This window comes from Guyparkeria sp. (assembly GCF_046540515.1).
GTDB lineage: Bacteria > Pseudomonadota > Gammaproteobacteria > Halothiobacillales > Halothiobacillaceae > Guyparkeria.
On record NZ_JBKHFB010000003.1, the window covers coordinates 1 to 20,777 of the forward strand.

Here is a 20,777-nt window from a genome sequence, read left to right on the forward strand (position 1 = left end):
TCGCGGATCTTGCCGCCGTTGTAGACGGGCACGGACAATTTGAGCGAGGTCTGGACGTTGTGGTGCCAGCCCGGGTCATTGAGATTGTCCGGTTCGGTCTGCAAGGCGTTGTCTAGATTGCTGAAATCCTGCCCGGCGGCTTGAAAAAACTCCCCGGCGCCGAAGTCATTGAAGTTCGCCTGCTCCTGCTGGAGCTTCATGCCGAAGACATTCAGCGGATTGTTCGACCCCGTCACGCCAAACGACAGGTCGAGCGTGGGCAGCAGGTTGCCGTTGGCCTGCTCGATCGCCGCGCGCGCCTCGTCGATGCGGGCCTGGGAAATGTCCACGGCGGCGTTCTGGTTCAGCGTGCGCTCGACGGCCTCGTTGAAGGGCAGGGCAAGTGCCTGGCGGGACTCGGCCTGGGTGTTCGCGGTGAAGTCGACCGGGTCCTCGGCGGCCGGCGTCGGGCCGGCAAGGGTCAGTGAACCCATCGAGAGGGCCAGGGCGATGGTCGCCGGGAGCAGTCGTGGTCGGCAAGCGGGCGAGCGGCCTCCGCGTGGAGACGCGGACCGCGTGGAAACCCTCGATGAAAGCAGGGGAGTAGTGCTGCACGCCATGCTCTGTGTCCTTGAATGCGGTTGCGGAGCGCCCGAAGAGGACGTCGTTCGCGTTTTCTGGCGAAGTTCCGTCCGAGGCGCCGCCCAGCGCCCGAGCGGGTCGCCTCGCCGGTGAGGCGCGGAGTATATCAGCAGGCACTAATATATGAAACCCGCGTGGTATTCCTTGTCGATGGGATGCTAGCACGCGATGCCCAAATGGATCGGTGTATCAGTAGGTTGCAAGCTACTGATGAACGGGGCTTTTCGATGCCGTGTCCGGCCGCGCGTGGGTGGCCGACGGCTTAACCGGTATCATCGCCCCTCCCGGGCGAAACGCCGGGCGGGACAAGGCAACTGGAGGGGAACGGGGCATGCGATTGGCCATGGGCATCGAATACGACGGCGGGCGCTACCACGGCTGGCAGCGTCAGTCGCACAGCGATTCGGTCCAGGAACGCGTCGAGCGCGCGATCGGCCGCGTCGCCGACGGACCGGTCGAGGTGGTCTGTGCCGGTCGCACCGATCGCGGCGTGCACGCGACAGGCCAGGTGGTCCACTTCGACGTCGAGGTCGAACGCCCCCTCTATGGCTGGCAGATGGGCACGATGCAGCATCTGCCGCGCGACATCACCGCCCTGTGGGTTCACGAGGTGGACGAGGCGTTTCACGCCCGCTTTTGCGCGACCGCGCGCGAATACCGTTACTGCCTGATCAACCGCTCGACTCGTCCGGCGATTTCGGCCGGGCGCTTGAGCTGGTGGTATCGCCCCCTCGACGAGGCGCGCATGCAGGCCGCGGCCGATCGCCTGATCGGCGAGCACGATTTCTCCAGTTTCCGTGGCAAGGACTGCCAGGCGCATTCGCCGGTGCGCCGCGTCGAGCAGATCGCCGTGAGCCGTCGTGGCGACTACCTGTTCATCGACGTACGGGCCAACGCCTTCCTGCACCACATGGTGCGCAATATCGTCGGCAGCCTGTTCGCCGTGGGGGGCGGCGAGCGGCCGGTCGACTGGATCAGCGAGGCCCTTTCCGCCTGCAATCGCGAGGCGGCCGGCATCACAGCCCCGGCGGACGGCCTGTATCTCACCGGGGTGACCTACCCGGAACGGTTCGGCCTGCCGACGGCCGCTCGCCGCCCGCTGTTCGAACAGATCGACTGACGGCCGGCATCACTCCCTGTCGAGTGGTCGGTGGAATCCTGCTAGAATCCGCGGCCCTGCTTGTCTTTCCATTCAATGCTCGCGAGAGGGTCGTACCACCGGTGGACATCAGCCGCACACGGGTCAAGATCTGCGGAATCACTCGTCAGGCGGACATCGACTCCGCGGTGGCGGCCGGCGCGGATGCGCTCGGGTTCGTGTTCGTGCCTGCAAGCCGGCGCTCGATCCGCGTGGAGACCGCCCGTGAGCTGGTCGCACGCGTGCCGGCGTTCGTGCAGGCGGTGGCGTTGTTCGCCGATCCGACGGTCGATTGGGTGGAGACGGTGATCGACCAGGTCGGCCCGGATCTGCTGCAGTTTCACGGCAGCGAGACGGGGCGGTTCTGCCGACAGTTCGGTCGTCCCTACATCAAGGCGGTCAGCGCCGAGCTGGACGACGAGGCCCGTCGGCGTGTCCTGCAGGAACACCACACGGCGCGCGGCTTCTTGCTCGACAGCCATGCGGTCACTGGCCTGGGCGGCACCGGGCACACCTTCGACTGGAGCCGCTGGCCACGGGACAACGGTCGCGATCGCCGGCCGTGGATACTGGCCGGCGGCCTGACGCCGGAAAACGTCGGCGAGGCGATCGGTACGTTGTCGCCCTACGCGGTGGACGTTTCCAGCGGGGTCGAGGAGGCGCCGGGTATCAAGTCGGCCGACAAAATTCATGCATTCATGCGAGGGGTGGGGCATGCCCGAAACCAGCAATAAGGCCAGTGTCGAGTCGATCGGCGCGCCGGTGGATTACGCTAGCTTCCCGGACCAGCGCGGGCGCTTCGGCGACTATGGTGGCCGCTACGTCGCCGAGACCCTGATGGGGCCGATCGAGGAACTGGCCGCCGCCTACGAGACGTATCGCGACGATCCGGGCTTCGTCGAGGAGTTCGAGTCGGACCTGCGCGACTACGTCGGCCGTCCCACCGCGCTCTACCACGCCAGGCGCCTGTCCGAGCTCTACGGCGCGGAGATCTGGCTCAAGCGCGAGGATCTCAACCACACCGGTGCGCACAAGATCAACAACGCCCTCGGCCAGGCCCTGCTGGCCAAGCGCATGGGCAAGACCCGCATCATCGCCGAGACCGGCGCCGGCCAGCACGGCGTGGCCACGGCCACGGTCGCCGCGCGCCTGGGCATCGAGTGCGTGGTCTACATGGGCGCCGACGACATCCAGCGCCAGGCCCCGAACGTCTTTCGCATGCGCCTGCTGGGCGCGAAGGTGGTGCCGGTCGATTCCGGCACGCGCACGCTCAAGGACGCCCTCAACGAGGCGATGCGCGACTGGGTCACCAACGTCGACGACACCTTCTACATCATCGGCACCGTCGCCGGCCCGCACCCGTACCCGCAGATGGTGCGCGACTTCCAGTCGGTGATCGGCCGCGAGGCCCGCGCCCAGATGCTGGAGAAGACCGGCGAGCTGCCCGATCAGGTGGTCGCCTGCGTGGGTGGCGGGTCGAACGCGATCGGCATCTTCCACGAGTTCCTGCCCGACGAGTCGGTCGAGTTGCACGGTTCCGAGGCCGGTGGCGACGGCGTGGAGACCGGTCGGCACGCTGCGCCGCTGACCGCCGGTCGACCCGGTGTCCTGCACGGCAACCGCACCTACCTGATGGAGGACGAGAACGGTCAGATCATCGGCACGCACTCGATCTCCGCCGGCCTCGACTATCCGGGTGTGGGACCGGAGCACGCCTGGCTCAAGGATATCGGGCGGGTGAGCTACGCGGCGATCACCGACGAGCAGGCCATGGCGGCGTTCCACGACACCATGCGCTGCGAGGGCATCATCCCCGCGATCGAATCGGCTCACGCGGTCGCCCATGCCAGGCTGCTGGCCGAGGCGCGCGGCGGTCAGCGCATCCTGGTCAACCTCTCCGGCCGGGGCGACAAGGACATCAACACCGTGGCCAAGCTCGAGGGGATCGAACTGTGAGCGAGACGACCAAGCAACCGACAAGCCGCCTGGCCGCCCTGTTCGAGCGCCTGGAGGGCGAGGGCCGCGCCGCGTTGATCCCCTACATTACCGCCGGCGACCCGAGCGGCGAGGCCACCGTGGCCCTGATGCACGCGATGGTCGAGGGCGGGGCGGACGCGATCGAGATCGGCGTGCCGTTCTCCGACCCCATGGCCGACGGGCCGGTCATCCAGGCGGCCCACGAGCGGGCATTGAAATCCGGCCTGGGACTGCGTGGCGTGATCGATCTGGTCGCCGAGTTCCGCCGCCGTGACGGCGAGACCCCGGTGGTGCTGATGGGCTACCAGAATCCGATCGAGGCCATCGGCGTGGATACCTTCGTCGACAAGGCGGCCACCGCCGGCGTCGATGGCGTGCTGACGGTCGATCTGCCGCCGGAGGAGGCCGACGAGCTGGCCGCGGCGATGGGCGCACGCGGCATGGACCCGATCTTCCTGCTCGCCCCGACCACCAGCGCCGGGCGGACCCGCGAGGTGGCCAGCAAGGGCTCCGGCTTCGTCTATTACGTCTCGCTCAAGGGCGTGACCGGGGCGGCCAACCTCGACACCGCGGCCCTGGCCTCCCAGGTCGAGGGCATTCGCGAGACCTGCGACCTGCCGGTGGGTGTCGGCTTCGGCATCCGCGATGCGGCGACGGCCGGGCAGGTCGGCCGCGTGGCCGATGCCGTGATCGTCGGCAGCGCGATCGTGCGCCTGATCCACGAGCAGGTCACGGCGGCCGGAGGCATGAACGACGAGGTGCTGGAGACCGTGCGTGGCTTTCTCGCCGAGCTGCGGGCGGCCGTGGAATCGGCCCGTTCGTCCACCTGACACAACAAACGACGGCGGCCGACGGCGATGAGCGCGTCGGCATGCCACGGTAACGATTATCGTCCCGGGAGAGTTCGAGCATGAGCTGGCTGGACAAGCTGATTCCATCACGCATCCGAACGGAGAGCACCGGCAAGCGCGGCGTGCCGGAAGGCCTGTGGGTCAAGTGCGCCGGGTGCGATGCCGTGCTGTACCGCGAGGAGTTGCGTCGCAACCTCGAGGTGTGTCCCAAGTGCGGCCACCACATGCGCATCGACGTGCGCGACCGGCTCGATGCCTTCCTCGACGCCAACGGTCGCGAGGAGCTGTTCACCGAGATCGCGCCGGTCGACATGCTCAAGTTCCGCGACCAGAAAAAGTACCGCGATCGCATCTCGGCCAGCCAGAAGAAGACCGGCGAGAAGGATGCCCTGGTGGTGATGCGCGGCAGCACCGACGGGGTGCCGGTGATCGCCGCGGCGTTCAACTTCGCCTTCATGGGCGGATCGATGGGCTCGGTGGTCGGCGAGAAGTTCGTCCGCGCGGTGGACGCGGCCATGCAGAACCGCTGTGCGCTGGTGGTGTTCACCGCCTCGGGCGGGGCACGGATGCAGGAGGCGCTGTTCTCCCTGATGCAGATGGCCAAGACGTCGGCGGCGCTGACGCGACTGTCGAAAAAGCAGCTGCCGTTCATCGTGGTGCTGACCGATCCCACCATGGGGGGCGTCTCGGCCTCGCTGGCCATGCTGGGCGACGTGCAGATCGCCGAACCGAACGCCCTGATCGGCTTTGCCGGCCCGCGGGTCATCGAGCAGACCGTGCGCGAGACCCTGCCGGAGGGGTTCCAGCGCAGCGAGTTCCTGCTCGAGCACGGCGCGATCGACATGATCGTTCCCCGAGCCGAACTGCCGCAGACCGTGGCCCTGCTGGTCGCCAACCTGCAGAAAAAGGACCTGCCCCGCGAGCGTGCCCGCGCGGCCTCGTGAGAGCTCGTGCCGTTATTCGGTTGCCCGCGGGGTAACGTGACGTGACCCGCTCCATCAACGACTGGCTCGAGGCCCTGTTGCAGCGCGATCCCAACCGGATCGAGCCCGGTGTCGACCGCTGTCGCCGGATCACGCAAGACCTGATGGGCGACCGCCCCCGCGCCTGCGTGATCACGGTGGCCGGCACCAACGGCAAGGGCTCGAGCGTGATGATGGCATCCGCCATCTGTCGGGCGGCGGGCTACCGGGTGGGCAGCTACACCTCGCCGCACCTGGTGGACGTGCGCGAGCGCTTCCTGATCGACGGCGAGATGGTCGATGCGGCCGCCCTGGTCCGCGCCTTCGAACGCATCGATTCGCATCCCGACAGCAACGCGCTGACCTACTTCGAGTGGCTCACGGTGGCGGCCTTCCTGGTGTTCGCCGATGCCGGGGTGGATGTCTGGGTGCTCGAGGTCGGCCTGGGCGGCCGTCTGGACGCGGTCAACGCGCTGGATGCCGACCTGGCCCTGATCACGGCCATTGGCCTCGATCACCAGGACTGGCTGGGCGAGGGTCGCGAGGCGATCGGCCGCGAGAAGGCCGGCATCCTCCGAGCCGGTCAGCCGGCGGTGTATGTCGATCCCGACCCCGTGGCCGCCGTGCGGGAGATCGCCGAACGGCTGGGTACGGATCTGCTCTGCCTCGACGTGGACTTTGCCGTGACGGCGACCTGTCCGGCGCCTGATGACAATGACGCCGCGGTGTTCGGGCTGGTTCGCGACGGCGTCACCACCAGCCTGCCCCGACCGGCTCTCGCCGGGCGCCACCAGTGGAACAACGCGGCCGGCGTCGTTGCACTGCTACAACACCCGCGCAGCCCGCTTGCGATCCCGGATCGCGCGGTCCGAGACGGGTTGGCCGGGGTGCGGCTGGCCGGTCGTCTGGAGCGTTTCGTCGATCGCGGGCGGGCCGTTACCTTCGACGTGGCCCATAATGTCGAGGCGGCGCGCACGCTTGCCGAGGACCTGGACGCTCGAATGGGTGATCGAAGGGTCGGGCGCCGGCTGGCGGTCTTCTCCGCACTGGATGACAAGCCGATCGAGGCCATCGTGCAGACACTCGCCGCTGGCGTCGATGCCTGGTTCGTCGCGCCCCTGGCGGAACCCCGGGGGGCGTCGATCGGTCGTATCGAGGCCGCGCTTGCCCAAGCCGGCGCGAACGTCGTCAATCGTGAAGCCGACCTGTGGGGAGCGTATAATGCCGCGCTTGCCGCGGCCGGCGAGAACGACGAAATCGTCGTGTTCGGTTCCTTCCACGTCGTCGGTCCATTGCGGGCGCGGTTGGATACGCGAGAGAATGCCGGCGTATCGCCCCCGTCGTAACTAGGCAAAGAGGACGCCGTGGCTGAGCAAACCGAATCTAGCTGGACCGAATCGCGCTTTCGCCAACGCCTGGTAGGCGCGTCGGTGGTCGTCGCGCTGGCCGTCCTGTTGCTGCCCCTGTGGCTGGACGGCAGCGGCATCGACAGCCTGCGGGTGCAGACGGCACCCGAGAAACCTGAGGTGAACGGCAGCGAAGAAATCGAGATCCCCGACCCGCCCGGCGAGACCGGCGAACCGTTGGAGAATCCGCCGACATCGCTGTTTCCGGACCAGGAGCCGGCTGAGGCCCGGACGGACGAGGCACCGGAGCCCGAGTCGGACAAGTCTGGCTCGAAGGTGGAAAACGAGATCGAGGCCGCTGCGCTGCCCGAGGAAATGAACACCGAAGTCTCTGAGGCGAGCGTGGTCAGCGAGCCCGGTGAACCCGGCGAACCCTCGGAAGAGGCACCGTCTCCGTCCGCCGATGAGCCCACTGATTCAAGGGCGGATGAGAAGTCGGACGCCGAGCCGGAGGAAGAGTCGAAGTCGGCATCGTCGGACGAGAAGTCCTCCTCGTCCGAGAATCTGCCGGAAAGCTCGGAGAGCGGCGAGTTCGTGGTGCAATTGGGCAGCTTCTCGGACGAGCGTAACGCCCGGGCACTGGCGTCCTCCGTCGAATCCTCGGGCTTCGAGGTCACGGTCAAGCCGCTGTTTTCCGAGCAGGGTACGGTATGGCGGGTCCGCGTCGGGCCGTATGACACGCGTGAATTGGCCAGCGAGGCAACCGAGCGGCTCCGCCAGCGCATCGGTCGCGATGGTCTGGTGATGACCAAGTGAATGACCAAATGGGCCGGACGAACCAACGCGTGACCGCATTGGCAGGGAGGCAGTCATGACGTTGGTCGACTGGGTATTGCTGGCGATCGTGCTGATCTCCACGGCCATTGCCCTGGTGCGCGGTTTCGTCAAGGAGGTGATCTCGCTGATTACCTGGCTGGCGGCCTTCGGCATCGCGCTGGCGTTTTCGCAGACCGCCTCGGTACTGGTGCCCGAGGCGGTGGACATTCCGTCCGCGCGGGTGGCCATTGCCTTCGTGGCGCTGTTCGTGGTGGTGCTGATCCTGGGCGGGATCATCAACTGGGCGATCTCGAAGCTGGTCGAGACCACCGGGCTGTCGGGGACGGACCGCTCGGTGGGCATGGTTTTCGGGCTGTTGCGCGGGGTGCTGATCGTCGCCGGCCTGCTGCTCCTGGGCGGGTTTACCGCCTTGCCGAAAGAGCAGTGGTGGCAGGCCTCGATGCTGATACCGCATTTCCAGGTGGTATCGGAGTGGCTGCTGGCCATCCTGCCGGCCGACGTCGCCCGCAACGTGCAGTGGTGACGGCGGCTCGAAGAACAACCTGGCGAGCTGGTGGAAGCGGCCCGCCTTCGGGGATGCCCCGAATCACGCCGGAACGGTCGACCGATCGCTCCGGCGTCGCCGTTTCGGTCTCGGGCGGGAGCGCCCGGGCCGAGACCTTTTGACTTTTTGCACGGTTACGTACCGAGGTGGTTTGACGCATGTGCGGCATTATTGGGATGGTGGCGAAATCGCCGGTGAATCAGGCGCTGTATGACGGGCTGACCGTACTGCAGCACCGAGGTCAGGATGCCGCGGGCATTCTCACCTCCGACGAGGAACGGCTCTTTCTCCGCAAGGAAAACGGTCTGGTCAAGGACGTCTTCCACACCCGGCACATGCGCCAGCTGATGGGCAGCATGGGCATCGGTCATGTGCGCTACCCGACGGCCGGCTGCGACTCCTCGGCCGAGGCGCAGCCCTTCTACGTCAATGCGCCGTTCGGGATCGCCATGGGTCACAACGGCAACCTCACCAACGTCGACGAGTTGCGTGCCGCCGTGGTGGCGGAGGATCGCCGCCACCTCAACACCAATTCCGACTCCGAGGTGCTGCTCAACGTCTTCGCCCACGAACTGGCCGCGATCGCCGGTGCCTGTCCGACGGCCGATGACGTGTTCGGTGCCATCACCAACGTGCATCGCCGGGCGCGCGGCGCCTATGCCGTCATCGGGTTGATCGCCGGCGTGGGCGTGTTCGCCTTCCGCGACCCGCGTGGCATTCGCCCGGTCTGCTACGGCAAGCGCGAGACCGAGCGTGGCACCGAGTACATGATCGCCTCGGAGTCGGTCGCCATCGAGGCCGGCGAATTCGAGCTGGTGCGCGATCTCGCCCCCGGCGAGGCGATCTTCATCTCCCGCGAGGGCGAGGTCACGCTGCGCCAGTGTGCCGATGATCCGCAGTACGCCAGCTGCATCTTCGAGTACGTCTACCTGGCCCGTCCCGACTCGATCATCGACGATGTCTCGGTCTACCGGGCCCGCATGCGCATGGGCGAGATGCTCGCCGAGAAGATCCAGCGCGAGTGGAGCCACCACGACATCGACGTGGTGATCCCGATCCCCGATACCAGCCGCACCGCCGCGCTCGAGATCGCGGTCAACCTGAACCTCAAGTACCGCGAGGGCTTCGTCAAGAACCGCTATATCGCGCGCACCTTCATCATGCCGGGGCAGGCCAAGCGCAAGCGCTCCGTGCGCCAGAAGCTCAACGCGATCGACCTCGAGTTCCGCGGCAAGAACGTGCTGCTGGTCGACGACTCGATCGTGCGTGGTACCACCTCGAGCGAGATCATCCGCATGGCCCGCGAGGCCGGTGCCAAGAAGGTGTTCATGGCCTCGGCGGCCCCGGCGGTTCGTTACCCGAACGTCTATGGCATCGACATGCCGGCGGCGAACGAGTTCGTCGCCCACAACCGCGACGTCGAGGCGATTCGCGACGCCATCGGTGCCGACGACCTGATCTACCAGGACCTCGAGGACCTCAAGGAAGCCGTGCGTCAGGGCAACCCGACGCTCAACGAGTTCGACTGCTCCTGCTTCACCGGCGATTACGTCACCAACGATATCGATGTCGCCTACCTCGACAACCTGGCCAGCAACCGCGCCGATTCCGCCCGTGATCAGGCCAACGGGGCGGCTGGCGCCTCGCGCCGATCGCGCGATATCGTCTCCGTCGGTCTCTACAATGACCAATAAGCGGGCTGGGCTGGCGTGGCTGTTCGTCGGCCTATTGGCCTCGCTGGCGTCGCCGGGCGCACTTGCCGACGCGCCCGCCGCGGCGGTGGGCGGTGAGATGGATCCTCAGTCCGAGATGCAATCGACCTCGGGCGTTCCGGAGCGCGTCACGCGCTCGGCGGCGGCGATGGCAGAGCGCCTCGCCCACGGCTCGGACCGCGGCGGCCAGGCACTGGTGGTCGACGTGCCTAGCCAGCGGCTCTACCTGTTCGAGTCCGGCTCCCTGGCCGGCACCTTCCCGGTTTCCACCGCCGAGCGGGGCACCGGAAACCGGGAAGGGAGCCTGCAGACGCCTCTGGGTTTGCACCGAGTCGATGTGAAGATCGGCGGCGATGCGCCTAGCGGCATGATCTTTCGCGGTCGCGTGCCCACCGGCGAGCTGGCGGACATCCTGACCGGGCCGGAGGAACGCGCCCCCCGCGACGACGTAACCACGCGGATCCTGTGGCTCGAGGGCCTCGAGCCCGGCGTCAACCAGGGCGGAGACGTCGATTCCAAGCAGCGCTACATCTATATCCACGGCACGCCGGAAGAGGGCCGCATCGGCCAGCCGGCCTCGCACGGCTGCGTGCGCATGACCAACGCCGACGTGATCACGCTGTTCGACCGCGTCCGGGAAGGCGCGCTGGTCGACATCATCGAATAAGCACAGACGACAACCCGTAGTTCGGAGACCCGATCCATGCCCGATTATCGTTCCAAGACCACCACCCACGGCCGCAACATGGCCGGTGCCCGCGCACTGTGGCGCGCCACGGGCGTGAAGGACGACGATTTCGGCAAGCCGATCATCGCGATCGCCAACTCGTTCACCCAGTTCGTGCCCGGTCACGTCCATCTCAAGGACATGGGCCAGTTGGTGGCGCGCGAGGTGGAGAAGGCCGGCGGCATCGCCAAGGAATTCAACACGATTGCCGTGGACGACGGCATCGCCATGGGTCACGGCGGCATGCTCTATTCACTGCCCAGCCGAGACATCATCGCCGACTCGGTCGAGTACATGGTCAATGCCCACTGTGCCGACGCCCTGGTGTGCATCTCCAACTGCGACAAGATCACCCCGGGTATGCTCAACGCGGCCATGCGGCTGAACATTCCGGTCGTGTTCGTCTCCGGCGGGCCGATGGAGGCGGGCAAGACCCGTCTCGCCGGTGGTGGTGACGAGATCGTCAAGCTCGACCTGGTCGATGCCATGGTCCAGGCTGCTGACGACTCGGTTTCCGACGAGGTGCTCGCCCAGATCGAGCGGTCGGCCTGTCCCACCTGCGGGTCCTGCTCGGGGATGTTCACGGCCAACTCGATGAACTGCCTGACCGAGGCGCTGGGCCTGTCGCTGCCGGGCAACGGTTCGCTCTTGGCCACGCACGCCGATCGTCGCGAGCTGTTCCTCGAGGCCGGTCGCCAGATCGTGCGCCTGGCCAAGGAATACTACGAGAACGACGCGGATGACGTGCTGCCGCGCTCGATCGCCACCCGCGAGGCCTTCGAGAACGCCATGGCGCTCGACATCGCCATGGGCGGCTCCACCAATACGGTATTGCACCTGTTGGCCGCGGCGCGCGAGGGCGAGGTTGCCTTCGACATGACCGACATCGACCGCATGAGCCGCAAGATCCCGCACCTGTGCAAGGTTGCCCCCAGCACGGCGCAGTACCACATGGAGGACGTGCACCGTGCCGGCGGCGTGATGGCGATCCTGGGCGAGCTCGATCGCGCCGGTTTGCTGCACAACGACATCCCGACGGTACACAGCAGGACCGTGGAAGAGGCCCTCGATCGCTGGGACATCGCCCGCGAGACGGCCTGCGAGGAGGCCAAGAGCCGCTATCTGGCCGGTCCGGCCGGCATTCCCACCCAGACGGCTTTCTCGCAGGACACCCGCTGGCCGAGCCTGGACATCGACCGGGTCAACGGCTGTATCCGCGACTACGAGCACGCCTACTCGAAGGACGGCGGCCTGGCGGTGCTGTTCGGCAACATCGCCCGCGACGGTTGCATCGTCAAGACCGCCGGCGTCGACGAGTCGATCCTCAAGTTCACCGGCCGGGCACGGATCTTCGAGTCGCAGGATGCGGCCGTCGAGGCGATCCTGGGCGACCAGATCGTGCCCGGCGACGTGGTCGTGATCCAGTACGAGGGGCCCAAGGGCGGCCCGGGCATGCAGGAGATGCTCTACCCGACCAGCTATCTCAAATCCAAGGGGCTGGGCAAGGACTGCGCGCTGCTGACCGACGGGCGATTCTCCGGGGGCACCTCGGGCCTGTCGATCGGCCACGCGTCGCCAGAGGCGGCCGCCGGTGGCGAGATCGCGCTGGTCGAGGAGGGCGACACCATCGTGATCGACATCCCCGAACGCACCATTCACCTGGACATCGATGACGCCACCATGGCGCACCGGCGCGAGAAGATGGTCGAGCGGGGCGATGCCGCCTACAAGCCGGTCAACCGGCAACGCCACGTCAGCCAGGCGCTCAAGGCCTACGCGGCGCTGACCACCTCGGCCTCGCTGGGCGCGGTACGCGACCTCTCGCAGATCGGCGTGAAGTAAGCGGGTGTCGGTCGGGACCTACATCCCGCCTCACTTCCGCCAGGACGATCCGGCGGTGCTCGCCGAGGTGGTGGCAACCCACCCGTTCGCCGCGCTGGTCCTGGCCATCGAGGGGCAGATGCCGTGCGTGCACCTGCCCTTTCTGCGTTTTGGCGAGCCGGCACGGCCCGAGACCTGGCGATTCGAGTCGCACCTGGCCCGCGCGAATCCGGTGGCCGAGGCGCTGGTCGACGGCCGCGAACTGGCCGCGATCCTGATCTTCACCGGCCCGGATGCCTATGTCTCGCCGCGCTGGTACGTCGATGCCCGAGAGACCAGCGTGCCGACCTGGAACTACCAGGCGGTGCACGTGCGGGGCCGGGTACGATTGGTCGGCGAGGGGGATTCCGACTGGCTCGATCGACACCTGCATGACCTGATCGATACCCACCAGACACGGATCGATGGCGACCCGTTCGACTGGGATCACCTGCCCGAGCATCAGATCACCGAGATGAAGGCGGCGATCGTCGGCATCGAATTGCTGCCCGAGCGAATCGACGGAATCGAGAAGCTCTCCCAGAACAAGACCCGACGGGATCGCAAGGGGGTGATTGCCGGGCTTCTTGGTCGGGCAGACGGGGAGTGCGGAATCATGGCGGCTTTGATGGAGAGGCGCACGGATATCGCATCGGACAATGGCAACGGGCCGTGACGCGATATTCTGTAACCCAGAAATCGTTTGCATGAAAAAACCCCACAAGATCAACAGGTCTTGTGGGGTTTCTCGTGTTGTGGCGGAGGGTCAGGGATTCGAACCCTGGAAGGGCTATTAACCCTTGCCGGTTTTCAAGACCGGTGCATTCAACCGCTCTGCCAACCCTCCGCGAAGCGGCGCATATTCCATGATCTGGCTGGATGTTGTCAAGTCGGCCTTCGGTTGTGGCGATAATGCAACGGCACGTGTTGCATATGTGCAATGAACACGCCGTTCCTGGGGAACCCGGACCGATCTTCAGGGTCTCAGCGCGGCACCTCGACATGGTTCGCATGTCCGTGCGCTGTGGTATTGTTTTTGCCGTTTCGTGATGTTGATTCCAATTCAAGGAGATCGAATTATGCGTTGGTCCTATCTTGCCTCTGTCGGCGCGCTGGCCGTTGTGCTGTCGGCCTGTAGTTCCACCCCGGGCCCGGGTGCCGAGGACGGTGCCGCCAGCGGTGACGGCACGTCGGCCGATGGTGCTCGTAGTACCGGTGTTTCCGGTGCCGACGGCATGAGCACGGCCGAGCTCTATGAAGGGCAGCCGGCCGAGCGTGAGCGCGTGGTCTACTTCGGCTTCGACGAGTACTCCGTCGGCGGCAAGTACCAGGACATGCTGGAAGCCAACGCCGATTTCCTCAAGGAAAACGGTAACCGTGAGGTGGTGATCGAGGGGCATACCGACGAGCGCGGCAGTCGCGAGTACAACATCGCCCTGGGCGAGAAGCGTGCCAACGCCGTTCGCGACGTGCTGCTCTCCTACGGGGTGTCCTCGAACCAGATCGACACCGTCAGCTACGGTGAGGAGCGCCCGGCCGTCGATGGCAGTGGCGAGGATGCCTGGGCAAAGAACCGTCGTGCGGTTATCGAATACGGTCAGTAATCCCCAGACGGGCACGCTCCCGGCGTTGCCGCCGGGTCTCGCTCCGGTCTCCAACGTCCGAAAGCCAGGCTGATGCCTGGCTTTTTTGTTGTCGATGTCGTTCGTCCGTATACCCTCGGAGTCCGAGGGGTCAGGCTTCCGGTGGGATGCGGTGGTGTCGTCGGAGTACGCTTGGGTACGGTCGGGCCGGTGGCGGGACCAGGACCGTGTTGAAGTGTTCGGCTCGCGGGTTGGTCTGCGGGAAGTCCTTGCTGTAGTGCAGGCCCCGGCTTTCGTGGCGGGTCAGGGCCGAACGGACGATCAGGTCGGCGACCTCGACGAGGTTGCGCAGCTCGATCAGGTTGTTGCTCACGCGAAAGTGCGCGTAGTAGTCGTGGATCTCGCGGCGCAGGAGGTTGATGCGATCGCGGGCGCGGTAGAGCCGCTTGGTGGTGCGCACAATGCCCACGTAGCTCCACATGCTGCGGCGTAGTTCGTCCCAGTTGTGCGTGACCACGACGGCCTCGTCGGGGTCGGTGACCTGGCTTTCATCCCAGGGCGGGATCGGCGGATATTCGCGCTGTCCGGCGTCGGGATGTTCGCCGATGAACTCGGCGGCGGCCTGGGCGAAGACCAGGCATTCGAGCAGCGAGTTGCTGGCGAGCCGGTTGGCGCCGTGCAGTCCGGTATGTGCCGTCTCGCCGATCGCGTAGAGGTTGTCGATGTCGGTCCGGCCGTGTTCGTCGACCATCACCCCGCCGCAGGTGTAGTGCGCGGCGGGCACCACGGGCAGGGGCTCGCGGGTCATGTCGTAGCCGAATTCGAGGCAGCGGGCGTGGATCATCGGGAAGTGGGTCTCGATGAACTCCCGTCCCTTGAAGCTGATGTCGAGGTAGACGCAGTCGATACCCAGTCGCTTGATCTCGGCATCGATGGCGCGGGCGACGATGTCGCGCGGTGCCAGTTCGGCATCCGGGTGGTGGTCGGGCATGAAGCGCGTGCCGTCGGGGCGCAGCAGCACACCGCCTTCGCCGCGTACGGCCTCGCTGATCAGGAACGACTTGGCGCGCGGCTCGTACAGGCAGGTAGGGTGGAACTGGATGAACTCCATGTTAGCCACCCGGCAACCGGCTCGCCAGCCCATGGCGATGCCGTCACCGGTGGCGCCATCGGGGTTGGTGGTGAACAGGTAGGCCTTTGCCGCCCCGCCCGTGGCCAGCGCCGTGTGGCGTGCCCGGATCGTGATGACGCGGTCGTTCTCGATGTCCAGCACATAGGCGCCCAGACAGGCGTCACGCGTTTCACCGAGCCGGCGGGCGGTGATCAGGTCGACGGCGTTGTGGCGCTCGAGCACGGTGACGTTGTCCCGGCGGTTGACCGCCTCGACCAGTGTGTCCATCAGCGATCGGCCGGTGTGATCGGCCGCATGGGCGACCCGGCGTTGGCTGTGGCCGCCTTCCCGAGTCAAATGCAGTCGGTCCGGGGCATCCCGGTCATGGGTGAACGGCATGTCGAGTGATTCGAGCCACTGGATCTGGTCGGGCCCGGCCCGGACCACGCGTTCGACCACCTCGCGGTCGGGCAGCCCGGCGCCGGCGTTTATGGTGTCCTCGACGTGCTGCCGGACGTCCCTGTCGCCGCCCAGGGCGGCGGCAATGCCTCCCTGGGCCCAGGGGGTGCTTCCACCCACCAGCTGACCCTTGCTGATCACCAGCACGCGCAAGGTGTCTGGCAGGCGCAGCGCCATGGCCAGGCCCGCGGCGCCTGAACCGATGATCAGGACATCGCTTTCCAGGGTGCTGCTTTTGGTCGAATCGCTCATGGGGTCTCGGGGCTCGGGGCTCGGGTCGTGATCCGTGCAGATGCGGTCGGCAACATATGCCTGCTGCGCGGGATTTCGATACACTGTCGTCGGCCAAGTATACGTGCTTGCGCCGATTGTGCCGGGCGGGGGCGCGATGTCGGGTGTTGCCACCTGAGCGAATGACCCGAGGCGAGTCTCCACCACTTCCATCAAGACTTCATATCACGACTTCATATACAGGCAGAACGGATACGAAAATGAGCGCCGAGGAGAACGACAAGGCCCTGGTGGCCCGCGCCCGCAAGGGTGACCGGCGAGCCTTCGATCTCCTGGTCCTGAAATACCAGCACCGCGTGCAGCGACTCATCGCGCGCTACATTCGCGATAATGAGCAGGTTCTTGATCTTTCTCAGGAAACGTTTGTGAAGGCGTATCGGGCACTCGACCGTTTTCGCGGTGACAGCGCCTTCTATACCTGGATCTATCGGATCGCGGTCAACACCGCCAAGAATCAGCTTGCCTCGGATGCCCGAGGTGGCTACATGGTTTCGTTGAACTCCGGCGGCTCCGACGAGTCTGACGAACCAATGATCGAGCCCGAGGCGCTGCGCGATGGCGGGACGCCCGACGCACTGGCCGCCACCGAACAACTCAAGGTGGCCATCGACCGGGCGATCGGTGAACTTCCCGAGGATCTGCGCACGGCATTGACCCTGCGCGAGATGGAAGGGCTGAGTTACGAGGAGATCGCGTCGGTGATGGATTGCCCCATCGGCACGGTACGGTCGAGGATATTCCGCGCCCGCGAGGCCATTGAGCAGTCGATTGAACCGTTCAAGGGCGGTTAACTTAGGTGGTAACGGTATGAAGCAACGGCAGGCAAACCAGACGACATCTCTCCGGGTCACGGTTTCGGACTGGTGGGACGACGAGAGCCGGGCGGGTGAAACGGAAATCGATTCGCTGCTGGCAGACATCGACGGCGTGCGAGCGCATACGCGCAACTACGACCTCATCGGTAGTCGCCTGCGTGGTGAGGCGCTTGCCACACGGGATCTGCTCGATTCGATCAATGCCCGACTCGACGAGATCCCCGAGAACGAACGCCCCGGAGGCGGCAAGGTCGTCTCCCTGGCGGCCGCCCGCTCCTGGCGTGGTCGGCGCGTCTGGCTGGGTGCGGTTGCGGCCTCGCTGTTCGCCGCAGTCACGGCCGTGGGCCTGACGCTTTCGACGGAAGATCGCAGCGGTGTCGAGCCGATGCAGGCAGAGGGTCCGACCGACAATGATCGGGCCGTGATGGCGTCGCTCAATGCCCAGGATGTTCCGAAGGATGCCTCGCCGGCGGCCGCGGCGGTCAACCCACAGCAGAGCCGTGTGGTACAGGCCTCGGCTGCCTCGGGAAGCAACACCAAGCTTCCGGACTGGGCGACGGGGGGCGGCAATACCGGGCCGGATCCCTACGTGGTTACGCACTACCGCATGGCGACGCCCGAATTCGGCACCACCGCTCCCGAGGCTCGTGCGGCGGCCTTTGATCAGAAGTAAGCGAGGCGTGATGCAAGCATTGCGGTTACCGTTTCCGAAGCGACTCTCGTTGGCCACCTTCGTCCTTGCGGGGGTGGCCTTCTGCTGTTCGCCTGTACGGGCCGAGCCGCTGCTCGAGGCCCTGCCGGCAGAGCCAGAGCAACCGACCAGTCTGGAGGCCCCGGGTGAGGGCGCCGGTGTTGTCGGGAGCGCGGTTCTGCGCGAACGGGTTCGGGCCATGGTCGATGCCATGGCCAGTCGTACCTACGGCGGTCGGTTCATCCATATTCGGGGTGACCAGATCGACCTGATGCGGGTGGTTCATCGTCGCGTGGACGGCAAGCGAGTCGAACTGCTGGTGGCGGAAAACGGCGAGGTGCGCGAGATCCGACGAGTCGGAAATCGGTGTGCCTGCCTGTGGCCGGAGCGTCGGCAGGTAATGCTGGGCGATTATCCCAACATCAACAGTCGCCTTTCCGGCGAGCGCTTCGAGTCCATCGATCAGCTCGATGGGGACTACCGCCTGATCGATCTTGGCAGGAGCCGTGTGGCGGGCGAGGGCTGCCATCTGATGGCCGTGGTGCCGCGTGACGCCTACCGCTACGGCTACAAGCTCTGCATCGGCGAGCAGGAGCCGTTGCTGTTGCGCATGAGCATCTACGACGAGCGGGGTCGGCCGATCGAGCACAACCAGTTCACCCGGGTCGAGCCGCTGGAGTCGGCGGAACTGTCCTTTCAGGACGAGTTGCTCGACGGCCTCGGCGATGACTACGAGCGGATCGAGTTCGGCGGCGAACCGGTCGAGCAGGCACCGATTCGACAGAGCGGCTGGATCGTCGATCCGCTGCCGGCGGGTTACGAAATCCGCTCTCGCGACTGGCGGCGCAATCCGGTCACCGGGCAGTACTTCGAGCACATGGTGGTCACCGACGGGCTGGCCACGGCGTCCGTTTTCGTCGAGAAGCATGACAGCGATGTGGCTCGTCAGGTCACTCGTACCGACCAGGGCATGACGATGGCCGCGCGCAGCGTCGACGACGTGCGCATCACGGCCATCGGTGACGTGCCCGCGGCCACGGTGGAGGCACTGGTGGAAAACACGATCCCTGAGGCCGGGTCCGACGAGGAGCGCCCGGTCGAGTGATGGTGGATGATCGGCATGCCATCGACCAGCCGGTACTCGAGGCCGCTCGCGTGGTCGCCGTGGAGCCCGGCGGGGCCTGGCTGGAATCGGAGGGGCAAGGCGGGTGTGCGAACTGCCGTGACGGGCGTGGCTGCGGGGTGAGCGTTTTCCAGCGGCTGTTTCGCCTTCCCCGGCACCGGCTCTATCTGCCCACCGATCAGACCCTGGGCGTCGGCGATCACGTGGTGATCGCCTTGTCGCAACGGGCGGTGCTGATTGCCTCGCTTTGGCTCTATCTGGCCCCGCTGTTGGGCCTGTTGGGTGGCGCGCTTCTGGCGGAGGTGCTGTTCGCTAGGGAATGGCTCACCGTCTCGGGTGCCGCCTTGGGGTTGACCGGCAGCCTGTGGTGGGTACGGGCCCGCCAGCAACGCCAGGCTCGCTCCGGAGCCTTCTTCCCGGTCCTTCATGAAATTACCTTGCGCCAGGCCGGTGAGTCATCCGTCGATCCGTTCCGCGATTCGCAGTAAGCTAGCGCGCCTGACAGGGGGCTCGTGTCAAAGGGTCGCCGTCGTACATCTTTCTCGGTCATGCTGTCTTGATGTTTTCACTCCGAATGAGCTCCCCGCGCTTCGCCTGGTGGCGAGTCCTCGCCCTGACCGCGATGCTGTCGGCAGGACTGGTCGCAGGCTGTGCCGATCCCGAGGACCAACGCCCGGCCGAGCAGGTCACCGGATTGCCGGATTTCACACGGCTGGTGGAAGCCAACGCCTCCTCGGTGGTCAATGTAACCGGTGTGAGCAGCCTGCCGTCGATCGGGGGCGATGGCGAAAACGGGGGCAACCGGGACGACTTGTGGCGCGGGCTGTTCGGTGAGCGCGGGGACTCGGTGCCGGGGCCGTTGCTGCCACAGGAAAATGACGGGTCGGGGTTCATCCTCAGCTCGGACGGCTACGTGGTGACCAACGCGCATGTGATCGACGGGGCGAACAAGGTCTTCGTGAGGCTGACCGACGGGCGCGAACTGGTCGCCGACGTGGTCGGTATCGACGGTATCGGCGACATCGCGCTGCTCAAGGTGGATGCCGAGGGGCTGCCGTCGGTATCGCTGGGCGATTCCGACGAGGTCCGCCCCGGCCAGTGGGCGCTGGCCATCGGCTCGCCCTACGGCTTCGACCAGACGGTGACCGCGGGCGTTATCAGCGGGCTTGGCCGGCACCTTCCTGGCCAGTCGAGACAGCCCTACGTGCCCTTCATCCAGAGCGATGTGGCGATCAATCCCGGCAACTCGGGCGGGCCGTTGTTCAACACGCGCGGGCAGGTGGTCGGGATCAACGCGCAGATATTCACCGAGTCCGGTGCCTTCAACGGGATATCGTTCGCCATTCCGATCAATTACGTGGTCGACGTGATTCGCCAGATCAAGCAGAACGGCGAGGTCCGACGTGGTTTTCTGGGCGTGGAGGTGCGCGCTGTCAGCCGCGAACTGGCAGATCGCCTCGGACTCGACGTCGCGCGGGGCGCCGAGGTGGTGCGTATCGTCGAGGATTCCCCGGCGGCGGATTCGTCAATCCTCGCCGGCGACGTCATCCTGTCCGTCAACGACATTCCGATTGCCGACGGCGCCGCTCTGACCGAGGCGCTGGGCTCCCTGCCGCCGGGGTCGAAGGTGACGATCGACCTGCTGGCCCGGGGGGAAACGCGTCAAGTGGATGTGACGCTCACGGAATTGCCCGATGCCGCAGGCACGGAGCCGAGCCGGATCGACCCGGAGTCGTCAGGGGAGCCGGAACTGGTGGTGATCGAGACGCTCGGCATGATCCTTCGACAGGGGGAGGACGGTGGCGTGCGCGTCGGTGAACTCGACCCGCAGGGGCCGGCGACCCTGGCGGGACTCATGCCCGGCGATCGTGTCCTGTCGATCGACCGCAAGCCGGTCAAGACGCTCACCGAGGCCTACCGCGAGATCGCGCGAATTGCCCACAACCGTGGTGGCAAGGCCAACGACCTGGTGCTGTTTCTGGTCGAACGTGATGGCGAGCAACGCTTTTTCATGCCTGCCTTGTCCGGCAGCCCCCACGACGCCGGCTGACCGTTCGGCGAGACCGGGCGGCCGTGCCCCGTGTTTCGTGCAGCGGCCAGGCTTGACCTATATACTGTGCGGCTTCTCC

At 66.3% G+C, this 20,777-nt stretch carries 20 protein-coding genes and 1 tRNA gene; 18 read left to right on the forward strand and 3 right to left on the reverse strand.

The window, feature by feature from the left end; all coding sequences use genetic code 11:
- On the reverse strand, nucleotides 1-599 hold a 599-nt coding region (locus tag ACLFRM_RS00545), incomplete at its 3' end, for a TolC family protein (protein ID WP_410753629.1).
- A 353-nt stretch (nucleotides 600-952) separates the two neighbouring features.
- On the opposite strand from ACLFRM_RS00545, the gene truA reads away from it, so the two are divergent.
- From truA to ACLFRM_RS00605, 12 genes are all read left to right on the forward strand, one after another.
- Nucleotides 953-1,741 (forward strand): tRNA pseudouridine(38-40) synthase TruA, encoded by a 789-nt coding sequence (gene truA / locus ACLFRM_RS00550; RefSeq protein WP_410753631.1) that lies wholly within the window; start codon nucleotides 953-955, stop codon nucleotides 1,739-1,741.
- A gap of 101 nt (nucleotides 1,742-1,842) precedes the next feature.
- On the forward strand, nucleotides 1,843-2,493 hold the full coding sequence (locus tag ACLFRM_RS00555; protein WP_410753632.1) for a phosphoribosylanthranilate isomerase: 651 nt from the start codon (nucleotides 1,843-1,845) through the stop codon (nucleotides 2,491-2,493).
- Nucleotides 2,474-3,715, forward strand: a complete 1,242-nt coding sequence (trpB, locus tag ACLFRM_RS00560) for a tryptophan synthase subunit beta (protein WP_410753633.1) — start codon at nucleotides 2,474-2,476, stop codon at nucleotides 3,713-3,715. Before ACLFRM_RS00555 ends, trpB begins: the two co-directional genes overlap by 20 nt.
- Complete coding sequence (gene trpA / locus ACLFRM_RS00565) at nucleotides 3,712-4,566, forward strand: tryptophan synthase subunit alpha (RefSeq protein ID WP_410753634.1); 855 nt, start codon at nucleotides 3,712-3,714, stop codon at nucleotides 4,564-4,566. The genes trpB and trpA overlap by 4 nt, the downstream gene beginning before the upstream one ends.
- Before the next feature lie 80 nt (nucleotides 4,567-4,646).
- Nucleotides 4,647-5,531 (forward strand): acetyl-CoA carboxylase, carboxyltransferase subunit beta, encoded by an 885-nt coding sequence (gene accD, locus ACLFRM_RS00570; RefSeq protein WP_410753635.1) that lies wholly within the window; start codon nucleotides 4,647-4,649, stop codon nucleotides 5,529-5,531.
- A 41-nt stretch (nucleotides 5,532-5,572) separates the two neighbouring features.
- Nucleotides 5,573-6,895: a bifunctional folylpolyglutamate synthase/dihydrofolate synthase gene (locus ACLFRM_RS00575; RefSeq protein WP_410753636.1), complete on the forward strand. Its 1,323-nt coding sequence runs from the start codon at nucleotides 5,573-5,575 to the stop codon at nucleotides 6,893-6,895.
- 18 nt (nucleotides 6,896-6,913) lie between these two features.
- On the forward strand, nucleotides 6,914-7,711 hold the full coding sequence (locus ACLFRM_RS00580) for an SPOR domain-containing protein (RefSeq protein WP_410753637.1): 798 nt from the start codon (nucleotides 6,914-6,916) through the stop codon (nucleotides 7,709-7,711).
- 55 nt (nucleotides 7,712-7,766) lie between these two features.
- Nucleotides 7,767-8,255 carry a CvpA family protein gene (locus ACLFRM_RS00585; protein WP_410753638.1) on the forward strand — a complete coding sequence of 163 codons (489 nt, stop codon included), beginning with the start codon at nucleotides 7,767-7,769 and terminating at the stop codon, nucleotides 8,253-8,255.
- Nucleotides 8,256-8,434: 179 nt separating this feature from the next.
- Nucleotides 8,435-9,970: an amidophosphoribosyltransferase gene (purF, locus tag ACLFRM_RS00590; protein ID WP_410753639.1), complete on the forward strand. Its 1,536-nt coding sequence runs from the start codon at nucleotides 8,435-8,437 to the stop codon at nucleotides 9,968-9,970.
- A gap of 166 nt (nucleotides 9,971-10,136) precedes the next feature.
- Nucleotides 10,137-10,655, forward strand: coding sequence for a L,D-transpeptidase family protein (locus ACLFRM_RS00595; RefSeq protein ID WP_410753691.1), 519 nt, complete (start codon nucleotides 10,137-10,139; stop codon nucleotides 10,653-10,655).
- Nucleotides 10,656-10,691: 36 nt separating this feature from the next.
- Complete coding sequence (gene ilvD, locus ACLFRM_RS00600; RefSeq protein WP_410753640.1) at nucleotides 10,692-12,557, forward strand: dihydroxy-acid dehydratase; 1,866 nt, start codon at nucleotides 10,692-10,694, stop codon at nucleotides 12,555-12,557.
- 4 nt (nucleotides 12,558-12,561) lie between these two features.
- Nucleotides 12,562-13,251: an FMN-binding negative transcriptional regulator gene (locus ACLFRM_RS00605; protein WP_410753641.1), complete on the forward strand. Its 690-nt coding sequence runs from the start codon at nucleotides 12,562-12,564 to the stop codon at nucleotides 13,249-13,251.
- Between the two features lie 80 nt (nucleotides 13,252-13,331).
- Here the strand turns inward: ACLFRM_RS00605 and ACLFRM_RS00610 are convergent.
- A tRNA-Ser gene (locus ACLFRM_RS00610) sits at nucleotides 13,332-13,422 on the reverse strand.
- Nucleotides 13,423-13,654: 232 nt separating this feature from the next.
- Between ACLFRM_RS00610 and pal the strand changes: the two genes are divergently transcribed.
- On the forward strand, nucleotides 13,655-14,179 hold the full coding sequence (gene pal, locus ACLFRM_RS00615; RefSeq protein WP_410753642.1) for a peptidoglycan-associated lipoprotein Pal: 525 nt from the start codon (nucleotides 13,655-13,657) through the stop codon (nucleotides 14,177-14,179).
- 130 nt (nucleotides 14,180-14,309) lie between these two features.
- Here pal and nadB read toward each other — a convergent pair whose 3' ends face one another.
- A complete protein-coding gene (gene nadB / locus ACLFRM_RS00620; RefSeq protein WP_410753644.1) occupies nucleotides 14,310-15,980 on the reverse strand; it encodes an L-aspartate oxidase in 1,671 nt (556 codons plus the stop codon).
- A 239-nt stretch (nucleotides 15,981-16,219) separates the two neighbouring features.
- Between nadB and rpoE the strand changes: the two genes are divergently transcribed.
- The 5 genes from rpoE (at nucleotide 16,220) to ACLFRM_RS00645 (ending at nucleotide 20,698) form a co-directional block, all read left to right on the forward strand.
- Nucleotides 16,220-16,810 (forward strand): RNA polymerase sigma factor RpoE, encoded by a 591-nt coding sequence (gene rpoE, locus ACLFRM_RS00625; protein ID WP_410753645.1) that lies wholly within the window; start codon nucleotides 16,220-16,222, stop codon nucleotides 16,808-16,810.
- Nucleotides 16,811-16,826: 16 nt separating this feature from the next.
- The gene (locus tag ACLFRM_RS00630; RefSeq protein WP_410753646.1) at nucleotides 16,827-17,507 is read left to right on the forward strand and encodes a hypothetical protein; all 681 of its coding nucleotides are present in this window, start codon (nucleotides 16,827-16,829) and stop codon (nucleotides 17,505-17,507) included.
- Nucleotides 17,508-17,517: 10 nt separating this feature from the next.
- Entirely contained in the window at nucleotides 17,518-18,630 is a 1,113-nt protein-coding gene (locus tag ACLFRM_RS00635) for a MucB/RseB C-terminal domain-containing protein (protein ID WP_410753647.1), read from the forward strand.
- Nucleotides 18,630-19,136 carry a SoxR reducing system RseC family protein gene (locus tag ACLFRM_RS00640; RefSeq protein ID WP_410753692.1) on the forward strand — a complete coding sequence of 169 codons (507 nt, stop codon included), beginning with the start codon at nucleotides 18,630-18,632 and terminating at the stop codon, nucleotides 19,134-19,136. Before ACLFRM_RS00635 ends, ACLFRM_RS00640 begins: the two co-directional genes overlap by 1 nt.
- An 86-nt stretch (nucleotides 19,137-19,222) precedes the next feature.
- The gene (locus ACLFRM_RS00645; protein ID WP_410753648.1) at nucleotides 19,223-20,698 is read left to right on the forward strand and encodes a trypsin-like peptidase domain-containing protein; all 1,476 of its coding nucleotides are present in this window, start codon (nucleotides 19,223-19,225) and stop codon (nucleotides 20,696-20,698) included.
- The last annotated feature ends 79 nt before the right edge of the window (nucleotides 20,699-20,777 follow it).

Coding starts and splice junctions, on each gene's coding strand:
- accD (WP_410753635.1), top strand. CDS start 4,647: ATGAGCTGGCTGGACAAGCTGATTCCATCACGCATCCGAACGGAGAGC.
- ilvD (WP_410753640.1), top strand. CDS start 10,692: ATGCCCGATTATCGTTCCAAGACCACCACCCACGGCCGCAACATGGCC.
- ACLFRM_RS00635 (WP_410753647.1), top strand. CDS start 17,518: ATGCAAGCATTGCGGTTACCGTTTCCGAAGCGACTCTCGTTGGCCACC.
- purF (WP_410753639.1), top strand. CDS start 8,435: ATGTGCGGCATTATTGGGATGGTGGCGAAATCGCCGGTGAATCAGGCG.
- ACLFRM_RS00595 (WP_410753691.1), top strand. CDS start 10,137: ATGGCAGAGCGCCTCGCCCACGGCTCGGACCGCGGCGGCCAGGCACTG.
- rpoE (WP_410753645.1), top strand. CDS start 16,220: ATGAGCGCCGAGGAGAACGACAAGGCCCTGGTGGCCCGCGCCCGCAAG.
- ACLFRM_RS00640 (WP_410753692.1), top strand. CDS start 18,630: ATGGTGGATGATCGGCATGCCATCGACCAGCCGGTACTCGAGGCCGCT.
- trpB (WP_410753633.1), top strand. CDS start 2,474: ATGCCCGAAACCAGCAATAAGGCCAGTGTCGAGTCGATCGGCGCGCCG.
- nadB (WP_410753644.1), bottom strand. CDS start 15,980: ATGAGCGATTCGACCAAAAGCAGCACCCTGGAAAGCGATGTCCTGATC.
- ACLFRM_RS00630 (WP_410753646.1), top strand. CDS start 16,827: ATGAAGCAACGGCAGGCAAACCAGACGACATCTCTCCGGGTCACGGTT.
- ACLFRM_RS00645 (WP_410753648.1), top strand. CDS start 19,223: ATGAGCTCCCCGCGCTTCGCCTGGTGGCGAGTCCTCGCCCTGACCGCG.
- pal (WP_410753642.1), top strand. CDS start 13,655: ATGCGTTGGTCCTATCTTGCCTCTGTCGGCGCGCTGGCCGTTGTGCTG.
- truA (WP_410753631.1), top strand. CDS start 953: ATGCGATTGGCCATGGGCATCGAATACGACGGCGGGCGCTACCACGGC.
- ACLFRM_RS00585 (WP_410753638.1), top strand. CDS start 7,767: ATGACGTTGGTCGACTGGGTATTGCTGGCGATCGTGCTGATCTCCACG.